General features: G+C 58.8%; 19 protein-coding genes and 1 riboswitch. Of the genes, 11 read left to right on the forward strand and 8 right to left on the reverse strand.

Features of this window, described 5'->3' with window-relative positions; translation table 11 throughout:
* The first annotated feature begins 79 nt into the window (after positions 1 to 79).
* Positions 80 to 1,747 (forward strand): NAD-dependent DNA ligase LigB, encoded by a 1,668-nt coding sequence (gene ligB / locus ACM110_RS10085; protein ID WP_416127651.1) that lies wholly within the window; start codon positions 80 to 82, stop codon positions 1,745 to 1,747.
* Positions 1,748 to 1,846: 99 nt separating this feature from the next.
* Positions 1,847 to 2,242, forward strand: a complete 396-nt coding sequence (locus tag ACM110_RS10090) for a DUF1090 domain-containing protein (RefSeq protein ID WP_416127652.1) — start codon at positions 1,847 to 1,849, stop codon at positions 2,240 to 2,242.
* An 85-nt stretch (positions 2,243 to 2,327) separates the two neighbouring features.
* On the opposite strand, the gene ACM110_RS10095 is transcribed toward ACM110_RS10090, so the two are convergent.
* Positions 2,328 to 2,777: a c-type cytochrome gene (locus ACM110_RS10095; protein WP_416127653.1), complete on the reverse strand. Its 450-nt coding sequence runs from the start codon at positions 2,775 to 2,777 to the stop codon at positions 2,328 to 2,330.
* A gap of 128 nt (positions 2,778 to 2,905) precedes the next feature.
* Between ACM110_RS10095 and ACM110_RS10100 the strand changes: the two genes are divergently transcribed.
* On the forward strand, positions 2,906 to 4,078 hold the full coding sequence (locus ACM110_RS10100; protein WP_416127654.1) for a murein transglycosylase A: 1,173 nt from the start codon (positions 2,906 to 2,908) through the stop codon (positions 4,076 to 4,078).
* A gap of 69 nt (positions 4,079 to 4,147) precedes the next feature.
* Here ACM110_RS10100 and ACM110_RS10105 read toward each other — a convergent pair whose 3' ends face one another.
* Both ACM110_RS10105 and ACM110_RS10110 read right to left on the reverse strand, forming a co-directional pair.
* On the reverse strand, positions 4,148 to 4,531 hold the full coding sequence (locus ACM110_RS10105; RefSeq protein ID WP_338583637.1) for an MAPEG family protein: 384 nt from the start codon (positions 4,529 to 4,531) through the stop codon (positions 4,148 to 4,150).
* 31 nt (positions 4,532 to 4,562) lie between these two features.
* Positions 4,563 to 5,396, reverse strand: a complete 834-nt coding sequence (locus tag ACM110_RS10110; RefSeq protein ID WP_416127655.1) for an EamA family transporter — start codon at positions 5,394 to 5,396, stop codon at positions 4,563 to 4,565.
* A 300-nt stretch (positions 5,397 to 5,696) separates the two neighbouring features.
* On the opposite strand from ACM110_RS10110, the gene ACM110_RS10115 reads away from it, so the two are divergent.
* On the forward strand, positions 5,697 to 6,866 hold the full coding sequence (locus ACM110_RS10115; protein ID WP_416127656.1) for an MFS transporter: 1,170 nt from the start codon (positions 5,697 to 5,699) through the stop codon (positions 6,864 to 6,866).
* Here the strand turns inward: ACM110_RS10115 and ACM110_RS10120 are convergent, their stop codons facing one another.
* Positions 6,867 to 7,769: a LysR family transcriptional regulator gene (locus tag ACM110_RS10120; RefSeq protein ID WP_416127657.1), complete on the reverse strand. Its 903-nt coding sequence runs from the start codon at positions 7,767 to 7,769 to the stop codon at positions 6,867 to 6,869. It lies immediately after the preceding gene.
* A 91-nt stretch (positions 7,770 to 7,860) separates the two neighbouring features.
* Between ACM110_RS10120 and ACM110_RS10125 the strand changes: the two genes are divergently transcribed.
* Together ACM110_RS10125 and ACM110_RS10130 are read left to right on the forward strand one after the other, a co-directional pair.
* Positions 7,861 to 8,274, forward strand: coding sequence for a VOC family protein (locus ACM110_RS10125; RefSeq protein WP_416127658.1), 414 nt, complete (start codon positions 7,861 to 7,863; stop codon positions 8,272 to 8,274).
* Positions 8,275 to 8,308: 34 nt separating this feature from the next.
* Positions 8,309 to 9,598, forward strand: coding sequence for a cation:dicarboxylate symporter family transporter (locus ACM110_RS10130; RefSeq protein ID WP_416127659.1), 1,290 nt, complete (start codon positions 8,309 to 8,311; stop codon positions 9,596 to 9,598).
* A gap of 33 nt (positions 9,599 to 9,631) precedes the next feature.
* On the opposite strand, the gene ACM110_RS10135 is transcribed toward ACM110_RS10130, so the two are convergent.
* Entirely contained in the window at positions 9,632 to 10,480 is an 849-nt protein-coding gene (locus tag ACM110_RS10135; RefSeq protein ID WP_416127660.1) for a formate/nitrite transporter family protein, read from the reverse strand.
* Between the two features lie 72 nt (positions 10,481 to 10,552).
* Positions 10,553 to 10,957: an acyl-CoA thioesterase gene (locus tag ACM110_RS10140; protein ID WP_338583642.1), complete on the reverse strand. Its 405-nt coding sequence runs from the start codon at positions 10,955 to 10,957 to the stop codon at positions 10,553 to 10,555.
* Between the two features lie 198 nt (positions 10,958 to 11,155).
* Positions 11,156 to 11,254, forward strand: a riboswitch (S-adenosyl-L-homocysteine riboswitch).
* Between the two features lie 23 nt (positions 11,255 to 11,277).
* On the opposite strand from ACM110_RS10140, the gene ahcY reads away from it, so the two are divergent.
* From ahcY to ACM110_RS10165, 5 genes are all read left to right on the forward strand, one after another.
* Entirely contained in the window at positions 11,278 to 12,687 is a 1,410-nt protein-coding gene (ahcY, locus tag ACM110_RS10145; protein WP_416127661.1) for an adenosylhomocysteinase, read from the forward strand.
* Between the two features lie 129 nt (positions 12,688 to 12,816).
* Positions 12,817 to 13,662 carry a methylenetetrahydrofolate reductase [NAD(P)H] gene (gene metF, locus ACM110_RS10150; protein ID WP_416127662.1) on the forward strand — a complete coding sequence of 282 codons (846 nt, stop codon included), beginning with the start codon at positions 12,817 to 12,819 and terminating at the stop codon, positions 13,660 to 13,662.
* Between the two features lie 77 nt (positions 13,663 to 13,739).
* Positions 13,740 to 14,822, forward strand: coding sequence for a hypothetical protein (locus tag ACM110_RS10155; protein ID WP_416127663.1), 1,083 nt, complete (start codon positions 13,740 to 13,742; stop codon positions 14,820 to 14,822).
* Positions 14,823 to 14,909: 87 nt separating this feature from the next.
* Entirely contained in the window at positions 14,910 to 15,725 is an 816-nt protein-coding gene (locus tag ACM110_RS10160; RefSeq protein WP_416127664.1) for a substrate-binding periplasmic protein, read from the forward strand.
* Between the two features lie 223 nt (positions 15,726 to 15,948).
* A complete protein-coding gene (locus ACM110_RS10165; protein WP_416127665.1) occupies positions 15,949 to 17,826 on the forward strand; it encodes a DEAD/DEAH box helicase in 1,878 nt (625 codons plus the stop codon).
* Between the two features lie 149 nt (positions 17,827 to 17,975).
* Here the strand turns inward: ACM110_RS10165 and ACM110_RS10170 are convergent, their stop codons facing one another.
* Both ACM110_RS10170 and ACM110_RS10175 read right to left on the reverse strand, forming a co-directional pair.
* Complete coding sequence (locus ACM110_RS10170; protein WP_416127666.1) at positions 17,976 to 18,563, reverse strand: YceI family protein; 588 nt, start codon at positions 18,561 to 18,563, stop codon at positions 17,976 to 17,978.
* Positions 18,564 to 18,595: 32 nt separating this feature from the next.
* On the reverse strand, positions 18,596 to 19,147 hold the full coding sequence (locus tag ACM110_RS10175; protein WP_416127667.1) for a cytochrome b: 552 nt from the start codon (positions 19,145 to 19,147) through the stop codon (positions 18,596 to 18,598).
* Between the last annotated feature and the right edge of the window lie 103 nt (positions 19,148 to 19,250).

Below are 19,250 nucleotides of genomic sequence, written 5' to 3' on the forward strand. Positions count from 1 at the left end.
ACCCGGCAAAACACCTTCTCTACTAACCACGAAATCCTGACTAGCCTTCAAGAGCCCTCAACGAGCAAGGAAGCTCACAATGCCCGTGCTGATCGCTTTTCTTCTGACATTCCTCTGTCTGGCAACCAACGCCGCCGAATGCCCCGACTGGCCACTCGAACGCGCCTCGAACGAAATCACCGCACTGCAAAATCAAATCGATCTCTGGGACGACAACTATCACCGCCAGGGCCGCTCACTGGTCGCCGACGAACTCTACGATCAGTCCCGCACGCGCCTGAGCGAATGGCGCCATTGCTTCAACCTGAGCATGTCCGCAGAGCCATTACGCACTGCACGCGGCACGCTCGCGCACCCCGTCGCCCATACCGGCCTGGACAAATTGCGCGATGGGCAAGCGGTCGAAAACTGGCTGCGTGACCGTACAGATATCTGGGTCCAACCCAAGGTCGACGGCGTTGCCGTGACCCTGATTTATCGTCAAGGCTCGTTCATTCAAGCCATCAGTCGCGGTGACGGTACGCACGGCCAGGACTGGACAGTTTCGGCCCGCCAGATCGCCGCCATTCCCCAGCGACTGTCACAGCCGCTGGACCTGCTGGTGCAAGGCGAACTCTACTGGCGCCTGACCGATCACATTCAGGCCCAGGCCGGCAGTCTGAATGCCCGCTCCACGGTTGCAGGTTTAATGGCCCGCAAGAATTTGAGCGCCGAGCAGGCGACCGGGATTGGCCTGTTTATCTGGGACTGGCCCGAAGGTCCGGCTAGTGTGTCGGAGCGCATCGAAAGGCTGGAGGAACTGGGTTTTCCGCCAACCACGCCGTACAGCCACTCCATCAATAAATTTGCCGATGCCGAGCAGTGGCGCGATCACTGGTATCGCTCGCCCCTGCCATTCGCCAGCGACGGTATCGTTCTGCGGCAAAATCAGCGCCCACCCGCCGAACGCTGGCAAGCCAAACCGCCATTCTGGAGCGTTGCCTGGAAGTACCCCTTTGCCCAGGCACTGGCCGAAGTGCGCAAGGTCCAGTTCAAGATCGGCAGGACCGGGCGGATCACCCCAGTGCTGGACCTGACGCCTGTGATGCTCGACGACCGACTAATCAAACGCGTCAGTGTGAGTTCCCTGCAACGCTGGCAAGCGCTCGACATCCGACCGGGCGACCAGGTCGCCATCAGCCTGGCCGGCCTGACCATTCCCAGACTGGACTCAGTGGTGGTGCGCAGCATAGAGCGCGCGGAATTGAGTGTGCCGCTGGCGACGGATTTTCATGCGCTGAGTTGTTGGCAGCCGACAACGGGATGTGAAGGTCAGTTTCTCGCCCGCCTGACCTGGCTCAGTGGCAAGCAGGGCCTGGCCTTGCCCCACGTCGGCCCCGGCACTTGGGAAAAACTTTTTGTAACAGGCCGTCTGAACAGCCTGCTGGATTGGTTGACCCTCGATGCTCAAGAGCTTGCTACCATTGATGGTTTCGGCGAGCGCAGTGCTGCGCGTCTTTTGAGCAGCTTCGAGAGTGCCCGGCAACGCCCCTTCGCCCGCTGGCTCAAAGCGCTGGGCATGCCGCCGACCGGCCAGGCACGCCTCGCGGATTCCTGGCAGACGCTCGCACAACGAAGTACTGAACACTGGCGGGCCGAACCTGGTATCGGCCCCGGACGCGCGACGCAACTGAGCGCATTTTTCCGCGACCCACAGGTCCTGGCCTTGAGTGAAACATTACGTGAGGCAGGGATTGGCGGCTTTTAGTCACCGGCAATGCCTTCCCACCCGGGAACCCAATAGTACTGATGGGCTCAAACAAGCCATCGCCGCTTCGACCCGATTGCCTTTTCACATGGAGCTTTTATGAAATTTCTTTCACCGCTGGCCCTGTTGACCCTTTGCAGCGTAATGGCCGCTCCATTGATGGCCGCCGAAGACGCCCCGGGCCTGACCGGCTGCGCCGCCAAGAAGCAAGGCATCATCAACCAGATCGAACTGGCCAAATCCCATGGCAATGCCGACCAGCAGGCAGGCCTGGAAAAAGCCTTGAGCGAAGTCACCTCCAATTGCACCGACGCTTCGCTGAAGAAAGAACGGGAAAACAAGGTGCTCGACGCCAAGCACGAAGTCAGCAAGCGTCAGGCTGATCTCGACAAGGCCATGAAAAAAGGCGACCCCGAGAAGATCAACAAGCGCAAAGACAAACTCGCCGAGTCCCGCAAGGAGTTGCAGGAAGCTGTCGACGAATTGGATAAATAAATCAAAAGATCGCAGCCTTCGGCAGCTCCTACAGGAGTTCGTATTTCATTGTAGGAGTTGTCGAAGGCTGCGATCTTTTCAGCGATCAATGATCCCGAAACTGTTTATGGCACGCACTGCAGGCGTCTTCGACCTTCTGCACCGCCGGCCCCAGGTTGCTGGCCTTGTAGGGTTGGACCTGGCTGGCGATCACCAACTCACCGGTGGCGGCTTCAAGGGTGCGGGCCATTTCCTGGAAACGTGCCTGTTTGTCCCAGACATCGCTTGTGGCGCTGGTGTGGTCTTCTTCACGCACCTGAGGAAAATGCTTCCATGGTTCATGGGACAGCGCGTCGAGTTTCACCGCGCCGTCAGCGAATTTCGGGCCGTCGAACGGAATACGCCCACGCAACATGCCGCCAAGGTCTTCGCCGGTCTTGAGCATTTGCTTGAAAATGGCCTTGCGCTGACCGAGCGGAGAATTGGGATCGACACCACCGCAAGCGGACAACGTCAAACAGGCCAGCAATACAACAGAAAGTCTTTTGAGAGTCATGGTGGCTTCAGGTCACGGGAAACGGCGGCCAGTATCCTCGTGTCATCGGCAAACACCAATAGCCCTATTATCAATACGGGTTGCCTGAGCGCATGGAGCACCCAGGCAACCGGCAAAGGAATTACTCCATGAACAGCTGTTTCAAGGCGTGGCGTCACAGCCTGGCCTGGACCCTGCCGATGGTAGCCCTGCTCGCAGGCTGTACCGGTGGCGACAAGCAACAACCGAAAACCCATGCCCTGGCCACTTACTCCAGTGCTACATGGGAAGCGCTGCCGGCAGTGTCGGACACCGACCTCGTCGCCGGTTTCGGCTCATGGCGCAGCGCCTGCACCCGACTCAAGGCCGACCCGGTCTGGGGCGGTACGTGCGCAGCCGCCGCCAATGTGCCGCAAACGGCCAGCGACATTCGAGGCTTTCTCAAGCAGAACCTCGACGTCTACGGCCTGCGCGCCGCCAACGACAACCCCAACGGCTTGATCACCGGCTACTACGAACCGGTCTATCCCGGCAGCCTGACCCAGACCAGCGTGGCCAACATCCCGGTGTACGGCGTTCCCGAAGACATGATCATCGTCGCGCTCGACAGCATTTATCCGGAACTCAAAGGCAAACGCCTGCGCGGTCGGCTAGAAGGTCGCGTGCTCAAGCCTTACGACGATGCCGCGACCATCGAGACCAACGGAGTCAAGGCGCCGGTAGTCGCTTGGCTGACCGATCCGATGAATCTGCAGTTCCTGCAAATCCAGGGGTCGGGTCGTATCCAGCTCGACAGTGGTCGCCAGCTGCGCATTGCCTATGCCGACCAGAATGGCCACCCGTATCGGCCAATCGGTCGCTGGCTGGTGGAGCAAGGCGAGCTGAAAAAAGAAGACGTAACCATGGGCGCGATCAGTAATTGGGCCAAGGCCAATCCGTCGCGCATTCCGGAGCTGCTCGGCAGCAACCCGAGCTATGTGTTCTTCACTCGCAACCCGGACAGCAACGAAGGGCCGCGCGGCTCACTCAATGTGCCGCTGACGGCGGGATACAGCGCAGCGGTAGATCGCAAGGTGATTCCGCTGGGCAGCCTGCTTTGGTTATCCACAACCAAACCGGATGGCACAGCATTGGTTCGGCCGGTCGCGGCGCAGGACACCGGTGGCGCGATTGCCGGTGAAGTGCGTGCTGACTTGTTCTGGGGCACCGGCGATGCGGCCGGGCAACTGGCCGGAGACATGAAGCAGCAGGGGCAAATCTGGATGCTCTGGCCCAAAGGTGCAGCGCTGCCGCAAGTGCCTCAAGTGGCCGATAAGCTTTAAAAACAAAAGATCGCAGGCTGCACGTTCGATGTAGGAGCTGGCGCAGCCTGCGATCTTTTGATCCTTCTTTTAAGCCGACACCACAAAGAAACTCACGATCAGCCCCATCCCCACAAACCACATCAACGACCGCAGCGTCGCCAGGTCCGTCAGATAGAAAATGATGTAGAGCAGACGACTGGTGATGAACAACACCGACAGCACATTGATCGTCACCAATTCGGCATTGCCCGCCAGATGCGCCACGATCACTGCAGCCGCAAACGCTGGCGTCACTTCAAAGCTGTTCAGCTGCGCCGCATTCGCCCGCTTGCCCAGACCTTCCAGGGAATCAAGAAACCCCCGAGGGTCATGATTGTGTCTCAAACCGTATCCGCCGCTGATCTTGGCCACGCCCGTGCACACATACGGCAGGAAGATCGCGATCAAAATGCACCACAGAGCAACCGTCATAAAGCAGTCCCTTCTTCACGTTTCAGAGCAGTCAGAATTTCATCACCAGCATGCCGATCAGCACCAGCCCGCAGGCCAGAAGCCGGGGTCGGCCGAAAGGTTCTTTCAGGTAGCGCATGCCGAACAGCACCACCAGAATCACGCTGATTTCACGCAGGGCCGCCGCTTCTGCAATCGAGCCCAGCTGCATGGCCCACAGCACCAGAGCGTAGCTGAACAACACGCAGAAACCGACCGCCAAACCCAACCGCCACTGTTCACGCCAGAACAACTTGAAGGCCGGCCGCTTGCGCACCCACGCCAGCAACGGGAACGGCCAGGCACTGAGCAGCGTGACCCAGACCAGATAATCCAGCGGATGCGACCAGCGCCGCAGCGCCTGACCGTCGATGAAGGTGTAGCAACCGATGCACAGGCCGATCAGCGCCACCACCGGCAACATCGACCACGGCAGGCGTGCCCCACCTCCGCCCTGCCAGAGCAGACACAACATGCCGAGCGGAATCAGCAGGATCCCGAAGATCTGCTGGTTCGTCAGCACCTCGCCGGCAAAAATCAGCGTCAGCGCCAATACCACCAGCGGCGACAACCCACGCATCAGCGGATAGACCAGCCCCAGATCGCCGACCCGATACGCCTGGATGAGCAGATAGCGGTAGAGCAACTCGAAGGCCGCCGAAGCCAGAATCCACGGCCATAGTTCCAGCGGCGGCAAGGACACGAATGGCAACATCATGGCGACAAACAGCAACGCCACGCTGTCCATGCAGGCCACGACCAGCAACCGTTCCGCACTGAATTTGATCAGGGTATTCCACGCCGCATGCAACAGCGCCGCCACCAACACCAACGCCGTCGCAAGCACGGCACACTCCTTATTGTTGCCCCAATTTCCACCTGTAGGAGCTGCCGAAGGCTGCGATCTTTTGATCGTGCTTTTTAAAAATCAAAAGATCGCAGCCTTCGGCAGCTCCTACATAAAGCGGATGGAGATTTGATTCGCCATATGTCAGCGGCTGTTTATACTGCAAACGACCACGCCGCACTCAGTTGCACACAGACTAATTCCAATAAAAATCTGCCCTTGCCCGCTCTCTGTCGAGAACGGTCTTCGGCATGCGTATGCCTGATCAGAGCGTCAAGACTACCGACAGAGACCTTGCGCATGCCACTCGCTTTGCTTGCCCTCGCTGTTGCCGCGTTCGGCATCGGCACCACTGAATTCGTCATCATGGGCCTGCTGCCCGATGTCGCCCGCGATCTCGCGGTGAGCATTCCCCATGCCGGATTGTTGATCACCGGTTACGCCTTGGGCGTGGTGTTCGGCGCGCCGATCCTCGCGGTCGGCACCGCCAACATGCCACGTAAAGCCACGTTGCTGGGCATGACGCTGATGTTCATCCTCGGCAACATGCTCTGCGCTTTGGCGCCGAACTACGCCACGTTGATGGCTGCGCGAGTGGTCACGGCGCTGTGTCATGGCGCGTTTTTCGGGATCGGCTCAGTGGTTGCAGCCGGGTTGGTCGCGCCGAACAAACGGGCCCAGGCGATTGCCATGATGTTTACCGGGCTGACCCTGGCCAACGTCCTCGGCGTGCCGTTGGGCACCGCGCTCGGACAGTACGCCGGCTGGCGTTCGACGTTCTGGGCCGTTTCGGTGATCGGCGTGATTGCCGCCATTGCGCAGTGGGTCTGGTTGCCGAAAGACATCGTCATGGACAAGGCCAACCTGGCCAGCGAGTTCAAAGTGCTGGGCAAAATCAATGTGCTGTTGGCCCTGGGCATGAGCGTATTGGCCTCGACCAGTCTGTTCAGCGTATTCACCTACATCGCGCCGATCCTGCAGGACATCACCGGCGTCAGCCCCCACGGCGTGACGATCATGCTGTTGTTGTTTGGCGTCGGTCTGACCGCGGGCAGCATGCTCGGCGGCCGTCTCGCCGACAGCCGATTGCTGCCTTCACTGGTCGGCATGGCGCTGGCCGTGGTGCTGGTATTGGCCGCATTCAGCCAGACCAGCCACTCGGTCATCCCGGCAGCGATTACGCTCGTGCTGTGGGGCATCTTCGCCTTCGCGTTGTGCCCGATCCTGCAACTGCTGATCATCGATCAGGCTCACGAAGCCCCGAACCTCGGTTCAACCCTGAACCAGAGCGCATTCAACCTCGGCAACGCGGCGGGCGCCTGGATCGGCGGGCTGGTTGTTGCCAGCGGCGCCGACCTGGCGGACTTGCCGTGGACGGGCGCACTGGTCAGCGGCTTGACGGTGCTCACTGCTCTTTATTTTATTTATCTCCAACGACGGCGTGCCGCTGCCGTCAATGCGCCGGGCTGATCAACCTTTCTCATCCAGCTCCGCATAGACGCGCGGGCAGTGCGATAAACCGCGCAATAGATCCAGTAGATGCCGCATCGCCATCGGGCGGCGTGGCGTCGATCTGTGCATCACTACCAGATCGCGCGAAAAACGCTGCCCACCACCGACCGGCAAGACACATAATCCTTCCAGCGACATTCCAGCCCACTGCGGTACGAGCGAAACCCCCATGCCCCGGGCGACCAGCATTACGATGGTTTCCAGCGCGTCGAGTTCGCACAGTATCTGCGGTTCGAACAACTGTTCATCAAGATAACGCTGAGCAATCTGTCCTCCCCATGAACGGGCGTCGTAGCGGATAAACGGATGCTCGCGTAACAGTATTTCAAGGGGCATTGCCCCAAGTTTGGCCGGAGCAACCAAAATCAGCGGCTCGGCTTTGAGCTGCACCACTGCCAATGTCTTTGGCGGCTGAAACGGCGGTTTTACAAGAATGGCCGCATCCAGGTCACCGGCCAGAAGCTTCTCGTAGAGGCTTCGTGAATCGCCTGGCGTAATCTTCAGCTTAATGCCTGGCGCCGATAACGACAGTCGTTCGATCACTCCCGGCAATACCCCCGTCAAGGCCGTCGAAATCGCGCCGATCTTCACCTCACCCGCCAGCCCATCGTGCGTCAGATAGTCCTGCAGCTCCCGAGCCTGCTCTATGATCGCCTGGATTTTCGGTAGTAAGAGCAAGCACTGATCTGAAGGGTTCGCGGTATGTGCCGTACGCAACAGCAAAGTGCAACCCAGTGTTCGTTCGAGTGCCTGGACGCGCTGACTGATTGCCGCAGCGGTGCGGTTTTCACGACGCGCGGCAGCGGCAATGGAGCCGGTTTCAATCACCGCAACCAGGCTTTTCAGGAAACGGACATCCATAAGTTTTCCTTTCGCTCAGAGCAAGGCAAAGCCGTTTTACCCTGCTACACACCCTGTTTAACCTGAGTATTCCTCCACTCGGGAACACACCATGAACAGACCCTTTCACGCTGCATACCATGTTTGCGACCTAGAGCAGGCGCGTACTTTTTATCGAGATGTTTTGGGCTGCACTGAAGGCCGCAGCACCGAGACCTGGGTCGATTTCGACTTTTTCGGCAATCAGCTCTCATTGCACCTGGGAATCCCCTTCCCTACCAACCGAACCGGTCAGGTCGGGGAGCACAAGGTATTAATGCCTCACATGGGTGTAGTGCTCCCGCTGGAAGAATGGCTGGTGTTGGCCGAGCGCCTTACGCGAATGGGCACACGCTTCGAAATTCCACCTGTGGTCCGCTTCTCCGGCGAAGCGGGCGAGCAGCGAACGATGTTCTTCCTTGACCCAAGCGGCAACCCGATTGAAGTCAAGGGTTTCAAAAACTTCAGCGGCCTTTTCGCCCATTGAATCCCCAACAAACACAACAACAAGGGGTATCCAGATGACTGCAACAAAATCAACAAGCCTTGTCACCCGCATCATGATCGGGCTTGTCGCCGGCGTGATCGTTGGCGTACTGCTCAATCAATTTCCCGAACAAAAAACGTGGTTCATCGCCAATCTTCTGCAACCGGCAGGAGACTTGTTCATCAAGTTGATGAAGATGATCGTTGTACCACTGGTGTTTGCCTGCATGACGGTCGGCATCGCCGGCGCTGGCAATACGAGGGCTCTGGGCCGGGTAGGAATAAAGACGTTTGTGTATTTCTTTACGATTACCAGCATTGCGATCGTATTTGGACTGATTGTCGGCAATGTGTTCCAGCCTGGCTCCGGAGCGGACTTCAGCAGCTCTTTACAAGCACCCGTGACCAGCCTGGCCTCCGGCCAAGGAACGCAAAACCTGGGGCAAGTCCTGGTGGCCATTGTGCCGGACAACATTGTGCTGGCCATGTCCCAAGGCAAGTTACTCTCAGTGTTGTTCTTCGCAATTCTGTTCGGCAGCGCATTGTCGATGCTGCCGGAGCAACAGAAACGCCCTCTGATCAGCGTCATGCAGAGCATTTCCGACACCATGTTCAAAGTCACTCACCTTGTCATGCACTACTCGCCGATCGGAATTTTCGGACTGATTGCGGTGACTGTCGCCAGCTTTGGTCTCGGCGCCCTGTTGCCGCTGGCCAAACTGATCGGCATCACCTATGTAGCCGTGCTGCTGTTTGCGGTATGCGTGCTGGGATCTGTGGCCAGGATGGCGGGGGTCGGTTTTTTCCATCTATTGCGCGAAATTCGTAGTGAATTGCTGCTGGCCTATAGCAGTGCAGCTTCCGCTACGGTGATGCCACAACTGATCGAGAAAATGGAGCGTTATGGCGCACCACGCCCTATTACCAGCATGGTCATTCCGCTGGGTTACTCATTCAATCTGGACGGTGCATCTCTTTTCGCAGCGCTGGGCACCCTGTTCATCGCACAAGCCTATGGAATTGACCTGAGTCTGGCTGATCAGGCGATGCTGGTCCTGATCATGGTCCTGACATCAAAGGGAGCCGCAGGAGTGCCTGGATTCATGTTCATCATCCTGACAGCAACCCTGACGGCGGCAGGCCTACCGGTGGAAGGCGTGGCGATCATCGCAGGCGTCTATCGATTGATGGACATGCCGGTCACGGCGCTTAACGTACTGGGCAATGCTCTCGCGCCTCTGGTGATCGCCCGTTGGGAGGGCCAGTTGAAGGCGCCTGATAGCGTACCCGCCGACGAACCGAACAGACCGTCAATCGAAGCCTGAGACTGGTATCCGCGAGTACACCCTCAACATTCATCACGCTTTACCGGAGGGTGGCCCGCTTTCACTGCGAATCTGCGCATGACTGATCAGCGCAAAGATGAAGCTGCCGCCGATGATGTTGCCCGCCAGCGTTGGGCCTGCGAACACCAGAAAAAAATCCTGCCAGGGCAATTCACCGGCGAATACCAGATAGGAGACCTCCAGCGAACCCACCACGATGTGGGTGAAATCCCCCAGCGCCATGAAGTAGGTGATGAGGATGATGATCCACATCTTGGCGCTCTCCATGGAAGGGATCATCCAGACCATGGTGGCGATCATCCAGCCGGAAATAATGCCCTTGGCGAACATCTGGCTGGCATGGTTTTCCATGACCTTGCGGCCGATGTCGAGGAAAGCCACGTCGGTCTTGCTGTCGAAAATCGGCAGTTCCAGCATGACGTAAGCCACCAGCAACGTGCCGCAGAGATTGCCGAACAGCACCACCGTCCACAGCCGCAGCAACCGGCCGAAATTGCCGATCGTGGGTTTGCTCATGATCGGCAGTACGGCGGTCAGGGTGTTTTCGGTAAAGAGTTGCTGACGGGAGAGGATCACTGCGAGAAAACCGGCGCAGTAGCCAAAACTCGCAATCACTTTGAAGCCTTCGCCATCGGGCAAGCGGGAATTGAGCAAACCCATCCCCATCAGCGACAGGCCCATGGTCAGGCCAGCCGCCAACGCTGACCACCACAGCGCGGCGACGCTGCGCTCAAGTTCCTTATCGCCTTGGGTACGGATGATTTCGTGCAGCACCGCCGCGCGCGGTGGCTGGTTTTTTTCGACCTCGTGCTGTTCTTTTGCCGAGAGATCGGGGGTCTTGCCGTCTTTTCGAGTGTCCATGGAACTCCTGAACCGCTGGCGTGCGATGTAGTTACGACCCGCGCGGTTCAGATTCCGTTCGTCATCCTCGAATTATTCGACGCTGCCGTCATCCTTGAACTGGTCCTTGACGTACTTGATCTCGGTCCGGCCATGGGGCGCAGGCAAGCCGTCCTCACCCAGGTTGACGAAGACCATCTTCTCCACCGTCAGGATGCTTTTGCGGGTGATCTTGTTGCGCACTTCGCAAGTCAGGGTGATCGAGGTGCGACCGAATTCGGTGGCGGTGATGCCCAGCTCGATGATGTCGCCCTGACGCGAAGCACTGACGAAGTTGATTTCAGAAATGTACTTGGTGACGACACGCTGGTTGCCTAACTGAACGATGGCGTAAATCGCCGCTTCTTCGTCGATCCAGCGCAGAAGACTGCCGCCGAACAGCGTGCCGTTGGGGTTGAGGTCTTCGGGTTTAACCCATTTGCGGGTGTGGAAATTCATATTCACTCCTGACCGTCTTGCCGATTGATGCCCGCAATCATGGCAGAGCCCGCGCCAGAGCTCTATCAAGCATCGACTATGACCTCGATTACCGTTCGGACATTGACCAACAGAAACCCTTTGGAAGATCAGCATAGCCCGCTATAATCGCCCCCGTTTCAAAACGGTAACTTCCACTTGCTACCGTTTTCCCGCCACCTGTCCGAGGGGCGCTGCAGCAGGTTCAACCTGTCAGGCTCGGATGGGGCGTTGCCTGGCCTCGGCCGGACACTAAACGCACAACGGCGCCCATTCGCATACATTACGAATGGAGGCTCTTCATGAGCGCTGTTATCACGCCTGCAGATTTTACCGATTACAAAGTCGCCGACATGTCCCTGGCTGCCTGGGGCCGTCGCGAAACCATCATCGCCGAATCCGAAATGCCAGCCCTGATGGGTCTGCGCAACAAGTATTCCGCTGAGCAACCGCTCAAGGGCGCGAAGATTCTCGGCTGCATCCACATGACCATCCAGACCGCCGTGCTGATCGAAACCCTGGTTGCCCTGGGTGCCGAAGTACGCTGGTCGTCCTGCAACATTTTCTCGACTCAGGACCAGGCTGCTGCTGCCATCGCCGCTGCCGGCATCCCGGTTTTCGCCTGGAAAGGTGAAACCGAACAAGAGTACGAGTGGTGCCTGGAGCAAACCATCCTGAAGGATGGCGCGCCTTGGGATGCCAACATGATCCTCGACGACGGCGGCGACCTGACCGAGCTGCTGCACAAGAAGTACCCACAGGTGCTGGATCGCGTCCACGGCGTGACCGAAGAAACCACCACCGGCGTACACCGCCTGCTGGACATGCTGGCCAAAGGCGAGCTGAAGATCCCGGCCATCAACGTCAACGACTCGGTGACCAAATCCAAGAACGACAACAAGTACGGCTGCCGTCACAGCCTGAACGACGCGATCAAGCGCGGCACCGACCACCTGCTGTCCGGCAAGCAAGCGCTGGTCATCGGTTACGGCGACGTGGGCAAGGGCTCCGCTCAGTCCCTGCGTCAGGAAGGCATGATCGTCAAAGTCTCCGAAGTCGACCCGATCTGCGCCATGCAAGCCTGCATGGACGGTTTCGAACTGGTTTCGCCGTTCATCGACGGTATCAATACCGGTACTGAAGCAAGCATCGACAAAGCGCTGCTGGGCAAGATCGACCTGATCGTGACCACCACCGGTAACGTCAACGTTTGCGACGCAAACATGCTCAAAGCCCTGAAGAAGCGTGCTGTTGTCTGCAACATCGGCCACTTCGACAACGAAATCGACACCGCTTTCATGCGCAAGAACTGGGCATGGGAAGAAGTGAAGCCGCAGGTTCACAAGATCCACCGTACCGGCGCTGGCGATTTCGATCCGCAGAATGATGACTACCTGATTCTGCTGGCCGAAGGCCGTCTGGTTAACCTGGGCAACGCTACTGGCCACCCAAGCCGCATCATGGACGGTTCGTTCGCCAACCAGGTTCTGGCGCAGATCTTCCTGTTCGGCCAGAAGTACGCCGACCTGTCGCCAGCCCAGAAAGCCGAGCGCCTGACCGTTGAAGTACTGCCGAAAAAACTCGACGAAGAAGTGGCCCTGGAAATGGTCCGTGGCTTCGGCGGCGTCGTGACTCAACTGACCAAGACCCAGGCCGACTACATCGGCGTGACGGTCGAAGGTCCGTTCAAGCCGCACGCTTACCGTTACTAACAGTCGCTGACTGAACGCTTCTTGTAGGAGCTGGCGTAGCCTGCGATCTTTTGATCTTCAAAGATCGCGGCCTGCGGCAGCTCCTACAAGGGGCACGCGCCCGGCTTACGTGTTTCCAAGGATATGACCATGTCCCAAGATCGTCGCTACAGTTTCGAGTTCTTCCCTACGAAGACCGATGCTGGGCATGAAAAGCTGCTCGTCACTGCTCGTCAGTTGGCTGCCTACAACCCCGATTTTTTCTCCTGCACCTATGGTGCTGGCGGTTCGACCCGTGATCGCACCCTCAACACCGTGTTGCAGCTCGAAAGCGAAGTCAAAATCCCTGCCGCACCGCATTTGTCTTGCGTGGGCGACAGCAAGGACGACTTGCGCGGCCTGCTGAGCCAGTACAAGGCCGCCGGCATCACCCGTATCGTCGCCCTGCGCGGTGACCTGCCGTCAGGCATGGGCATGGCCAGCGGTGAATTGCGCCACGCCAATGACCTGGTCGAATTCATTCGTGAAGAGACCGGCGATCATTTCCACATCGAAGTCGCCGCTTACCCGGAAATGCATCCGCAAGCGCGCAACTTCGAAGACGATATCGCCAACTTCGTGCGCAAGGCCAAGGCTGGCGCCGACAGTGCGATTACTCAGTACTTCTTCAACGCCGACAGCTATTTCTACTTCGTGGATCGCGTACGGGCGCTGGGCGTGAACATCCCGATCGTTCCGGGGATCATGCCGATCACCAACTACAGCAAACTGGCGCGCTTCTCCGATGCCTGCGGTGCGGAAATTCCGCGCTGGATCCGCAAGCAACTGGAAGCCTACGGCGATGACACTTCAAGCATTCAACGCTTTGGTGAGCAGGTCATCACCGAAATGTGTGAGCGTTTGTTGCAAGGTGGTGCACCCGGTTTGCATTTCTATACCCTGAACCAGGCAGAAGCCAGCCTGGCCGTGTGGAACAACCTGAAGCTACCGCGCTGATCGTCTCCACACAGGTACGCGGGCCCTCTTCGGAGGGCTTTTTACTTTTAAACGAACCCACGGAACGCTGTAGTTCAATGATGACCGCCCCTTCGACGTCACGCCCACAACTCGTCTACCTGGTTTTCGGCTCCGAGACTTACCATCAGGAAGCCGTGTTCAGTATCTCCAGTGCCCTGAGCTGGTTGCGTGAAACACCCGATGCGGCGCTCGACATCCAGGTCTTCAGCGACAACCCGCAGCCCTATGAACACCTGCCGGTGCGCGTGCGCGCGCTCGACGAAGAAACACGCCGACGCTGGAACGAACCCCACGGCTATCATTTCCGCGCCAAGCACGTCGCTTTGCGTACGGTGCTCGAAGAGGCCGAAACCGCGCTGCTGATCGACACCGACACGTTCTTCCACAGCTCGCCGCTCGAGCTGTTTGAACGCGTGCAACCCGGCACTCTGCTGTGCAACGACTACTACACCCACTACGGCAACAACAAAGAAAACGTGCTCTACAGCGCACTGTCGGCCACGCTCATGGAAAAAGGCCTGGCTGACGATCAAATGATGCTGCTCAACTCGGGCGTCATCGGTTTGCACCGCCAGGATATTCACGTGCTGGATCGCTCGATCGCGCTGATCGACGAGTTGTTCCCTTCCGCGCAAGGCGCCTACACCCTCGAAGAGTTCTGTCTGTCGGTGGCGGCCTATCGGACGCTGGAGGTCAAGAAGTGTCCGGACCTGATCCATCACTACTGGAGCCGCAAGCAATTGTTCAGGGCCAAGGTCAAGGCCTGGGTGGTCAAACATGCCGCGCAACCGACCAGCCAGGCAGCCCTGAACGACACCCGTCGCGTATCGGCCCGGCTTCCACGGCCACCACGATCCCAGCGGATGCTCTACAAGATCATCACCCTGGCACTGCCCGCACATCTGCGTCAGTTCATTCGTGAAATTCTCTATGGTTGCTATGAGCATCCCAACGAATTCGACAAAGCCTGCGGGCCGGTCTGGTGGGAAAAGGCCCTGCAAAACCAGCAGGAACGCCTTGGCACCCCGGTTTGCCGGCATTTGCTCGAAGATTGGTTCACCAATGGCCTGGTCAAGCTGATTCTTGGGCAGCGGCGCGAGGCAATCCACGATCACTTGCTCAATTCTCCAAGCAAATAGAGAAGTCGCACGCAATCTGCCCAACACAGCGGTTAAACATGCACGCCAGAGCTTCTCATTAGGCGATAGGCATACTAACCTCAGGCCATGCCCGCCATTGCCCAGTTGCTCACCGTTGTGCTTTTTACTTGCTTGAGCTTCACCGCTTGGGGCGAGAAGCTGCGCATTGTCACGGAACCGTGGGCGCCTTACGTCTATGAGGAGAACGGCAAAGCCCTGGGCCTGGACTACGAAACCACGGCGATCGTCTTCAAGCGCCTGGGCATCGAAGTGGAATGGCAGTTCCTGCCGTGGAAACGTTGCCTGTCGATGCTCGAAACCGGTCAGGCCGATGGCGCGCTGGACATTTTTCACAGCGATGAGCGCGATGCGACACTGCTCTACCCCAGCGAGCCGCTCTCGGAAGTCCAGTTCGTGATGTTCTACGCCAACGAGCGCCCGCACCCGTTTCGCACCCTCGACGAACTGCGCGGCCTGACCATCGGCACCTCGCCAGGCTACCTCTACAGCCAGGATTTCAGGGACTCGACACTGTTCACCCGCGAACCGGCACCGAGCCATGAAGCCAACTTCGGCAAACTGGTGCGCGGACGAATCGACCTGCTGATCACCGACCGCCGGGTCGGCCAGCATTTGCTCGACGAGCTGAAGATCCGCGACAAGATCACTGAAAACCCGACCATCATCAGCCAGCAAAGCCAGTTTCTGGCGGTACGCCGCAATGCCGGCATGGATTTGCTGGTGCAACGCTTCGGTGCGGAACTCAAGCGCTTCAAGCGCGAACCGGCCTACGCGGAGCTGAGCGCCCGCTACGGCGCAGATCCCAGCGCTACCGTGAGTCCCGCAAGCGCCACGGCTATACGTGCAAAAACCGTTGAGCAGCAGGAAAGCGGCGCGCAGTGATTGCTCTGTTATACTCCGGCCTTCCCGCCAGGCTCACGCCCGGACGCTCGGAATCGTTCAAGGCATCTCGACCCCGCTACAGCGCAGCTTTTCAGCCCGCGCGAGCGCTCCAGACGAGCCTTCGAGACCGAAGCAGGACCGGACGGGATTGCGTCCTCTTAAACGCTATTCGCGCCAGGCAAGACTCCCATTGGGCCAAGCCCTAACTAAAACAGGATTACTCATGTCCTTTGCTTCCCTCGGTCTCTCCGAGGCTTTAGTCCGCGCCATCGAGGCGGCGGGCTATACCGAGCCTACTCCGGTGCAACAGCGGGCCATTCCCGCCGTGTTGCAAGGTCGCGACCTGATGGTCGCGGCACAGACAGGTACTGGTAAAACCGGCGGTTTCGCCCTTCCGATTCTGGAGCGGTTGTTCCCTAACGGTCACCCGGACAAATCCCAGCGTCACGGCCCGCGCCAACCGCGCGTACTGGTCCTGACCCCCACTCGCGAACTCGCGGCGCAAGTGCACGAAAGCTTCAAGGTCTATGCCCGTGACCTGAAGTTCGTCAGTGCCTGCATCTTCGGCGGCGTCGGCATGAACCCGCAGGTTCAGGCCATGTCCCGTGGCGTAGACGTGCTGGTAGCCTGCCCTGGTCGCTTGCTCGATCTCGCCGGCCAAGGCAGCGTCGACCTGTCCCACGTGGAAATCCTCGTGTTGGACGAAGCCGACCGCATGCTCGACATGGGCTTCGTCCATGACGTGAAGAAGGTCCTGGCCCGTCTGCCGGCCAAACGGCAGAACCTGCTGTTCTCGGCGACGTTCTCCAAGGACATCACCGACCTCGCCGGCAAGCTGCTGCACAACCCGGAACGCATCGAAGTCACGCCGCCGAACACCACGGTCGAGCGTATCGAACAGCGCGTGTTCCGTCTGCATGCCAGCCACAAGCGTGCGCTGCTGGCGCACCTGATCACCGCTGGTGCGTGGGAACAGGTGCTGGTGTTCACCCGCACCAAGCACGGCGCCAACCGCCTGGCCGAGTACCTGGACAAACACGGCCTGAGCGCCGTCGCGATCCACGGCAACAAGAGTCAGAACGCCCGCACCAAAGCCCTGGCCGACTTCAAGGCCGGTAGCGTGCGCATCCTGGTTGCCACCGACATCGCTGCGCGCGGTCTCGATATCGACCAGTTGCCTCACGTGGTCAACTTCGAACTGCCGAACGTCGATGAAGACTACGTTCACCGTATCGGCCGTACGGGCCGTGCCGGTCGTTCGGGCGAGGCGATCTCGCTGGTGGCTCCGGACGAAGAAAAACTGCTGAAAAGCATCGAACGCATGACCAAGCAGAAAATCGCCGACGGCAACCTGATGGGCTTCGATGCCAGCACCATCGAAGCGGAAAAACCTGAAGTACGCGAGCGTCCGGACATGCGCAACCCGCGCAATCCACGTGGCCCGCGCGGCGACGGTCCGAATGGCGGTGGCGGCGGTAGCGGTCGCAAGGACAAAGGCAAGGACAAGGGCAAGGAAAAACCGGCATCGGGCGAACGCGGCGAGCGTCCAGCCCGTCAGCAGAAGCCTCGCGAAGGCACTCCGGCCCGTGAACAGCGTCAGCCAAGCCAGCCGCCACGCGCCGCTGCTGACCGTGCGCCGGACGAGTTCCTGGACGATGATGTCGATAACTTCGGTAACCGCGTCGACTACGTCCCGCAGCAGAAACCGGCCCAGGGCCGTGGCCGTCGTCCGGGTGCTTCGGCACAAGGCACGGCTGCAGGTTCGGGCGCGCCACGTGGCGGCAAGCCACAGGGTCGCCAGAGCGGTCCACGCAGCAGCGATGGCGCCACCACCGGTACGCCACCCGCCAAGCGCAGCGGCCCACGCAACGGTGCACCACGTGACGGCCAGGCCCGTCGCGAAGACTCGTCGCGCAACCGCCGCCCGGCCCGTGACGATCAGCCACGTTCGGAACCGGCCGTGCAGAACCCGCGCGGTCCTGCGCCGAAGATCATGCACAAGGAGTCGAAGGCTGACCGCTTCCCGACACCTGAGCAGCTTGATCAACTGCCAAGCCGTCCTCGCGGTGAAAAACCGGCATTGCTGACCCGCAATCGCTGATTTATCGCTGCAATAAAAAATGCCCCGATTCGTGAGAATCGGGGCATTTTTGTATGTGCTGCAAAGTGCTTTTGTAGGAGCTGCCGCAGGCTGCGATCTTTTAAAAGATCAAAAGATCGCAGCCTGCGGCAGCTCCTACAGTCTCAGCATTACTTCGCTTTAACACCTTCAAAGGTCACGTACATTTCAACTGCATCGGACGATGGGCCCAGGTCTTTCTGCTTGCCGAAATCGGAACGCTTGAGGCTGAAGTTACCCTCGAAGCCTGCACGGTAGCCGCCCCATGGATCCTTGCCTTCACCCAGGAAAGTGGCCTTGACCACGATTGGCTTGGTGACACCGAGGATAGTCAGGTCGCCAGCCACGTCAGCAGTGTCCTTGCCATCGGCGTTTTTGCCGGTAGGTTTGACGCTGGTGGAAACGAATGTGGCTTTGCTGGCGTTCAGGAAATCTTTGCTGGCGATGTGCTTGTCACGTTCGGCGTTGTTGGTGAACACACTGGCGGTGTTCACGTTGAACTCGATCTTGCTGGCTTCAGGCTTGGCAGCGTCGAAGCTGAACTTGCCGTCGATGTCCTTGAAAGTACCGGTGATGTAGCTGTAGCCCAGGTGGCTGATCTTGAAGTCAACGAAGGCGTGCTGGCCTTCTTTGTCGACCACGTAGTCAGCGGCCATTACGTTACCGGCGGACAACAGGGCGGAACCGATTGCCAGAGCGGCCAGAGTCTTTTTCAACATGCTTTGTTTTCCTTTGGAGTCGAGGTTGAACTTCAAGCTTTGCGACCCAGCATTCGCTTGAGGGTCACATCACGGTCGATAAAGTGGTGCTTCAATGCTGCCAACGCATGGAGGCCGGAAAAAATTACCAGCACCCATGCCAGGTAGAGGTGAATCACGCCAGCGGTATCTGCCTGGTCCGGTAGTCCGGACACCAGTGCAGGCACTTCAAACAAACCAAACACCGGGATACCGACACCTTCTGCGGTGGAAATCAGGTAACCGGCAATCATCACAGCGAACAGGCTGAGATACAGAAAGCCATGGCCGAACTTGGCGCCGAGGCGCGTCATGCGGCTGTAGCTGGACAAGGCCGGCGGCGGCGGACTGACAAAACGCCACAACACCCGCAGCAGCATCACACCCAGCAACACCAGGCCGATGCTCTTGTGCAGGTCCGGCGCGTCTTTACGCCAGGTGCTGTAGTAGTCGAGACCGACCATCCACAACCCCAACGCGAACAGACCGACAACCGCCAGCGCCACGCCCCAGTGCATGAAAATGCTGACCCAGCCGTAGCGGGAAGTAGAGTTTCGTAGCTGCATTGCCTAGATCCCTGTAAGTGCTGGCCCAAGACTATCGAGTTATCTATCGAATTAAAGCCGAAAATTTCGCTTTGAAATATCGAGAAAACCGATCAAGAGTCTG

Origin of the sequence: Pseudomonas sp. NFX98 (assembly GCF_047784845.1) — a bacterium.
Classification (GTDB): Bacteria; Pseudomonadota; Gammaproteobacteria; order Pseudomonadales; family Pseudomonadaceae; genus Aquipseudomonas.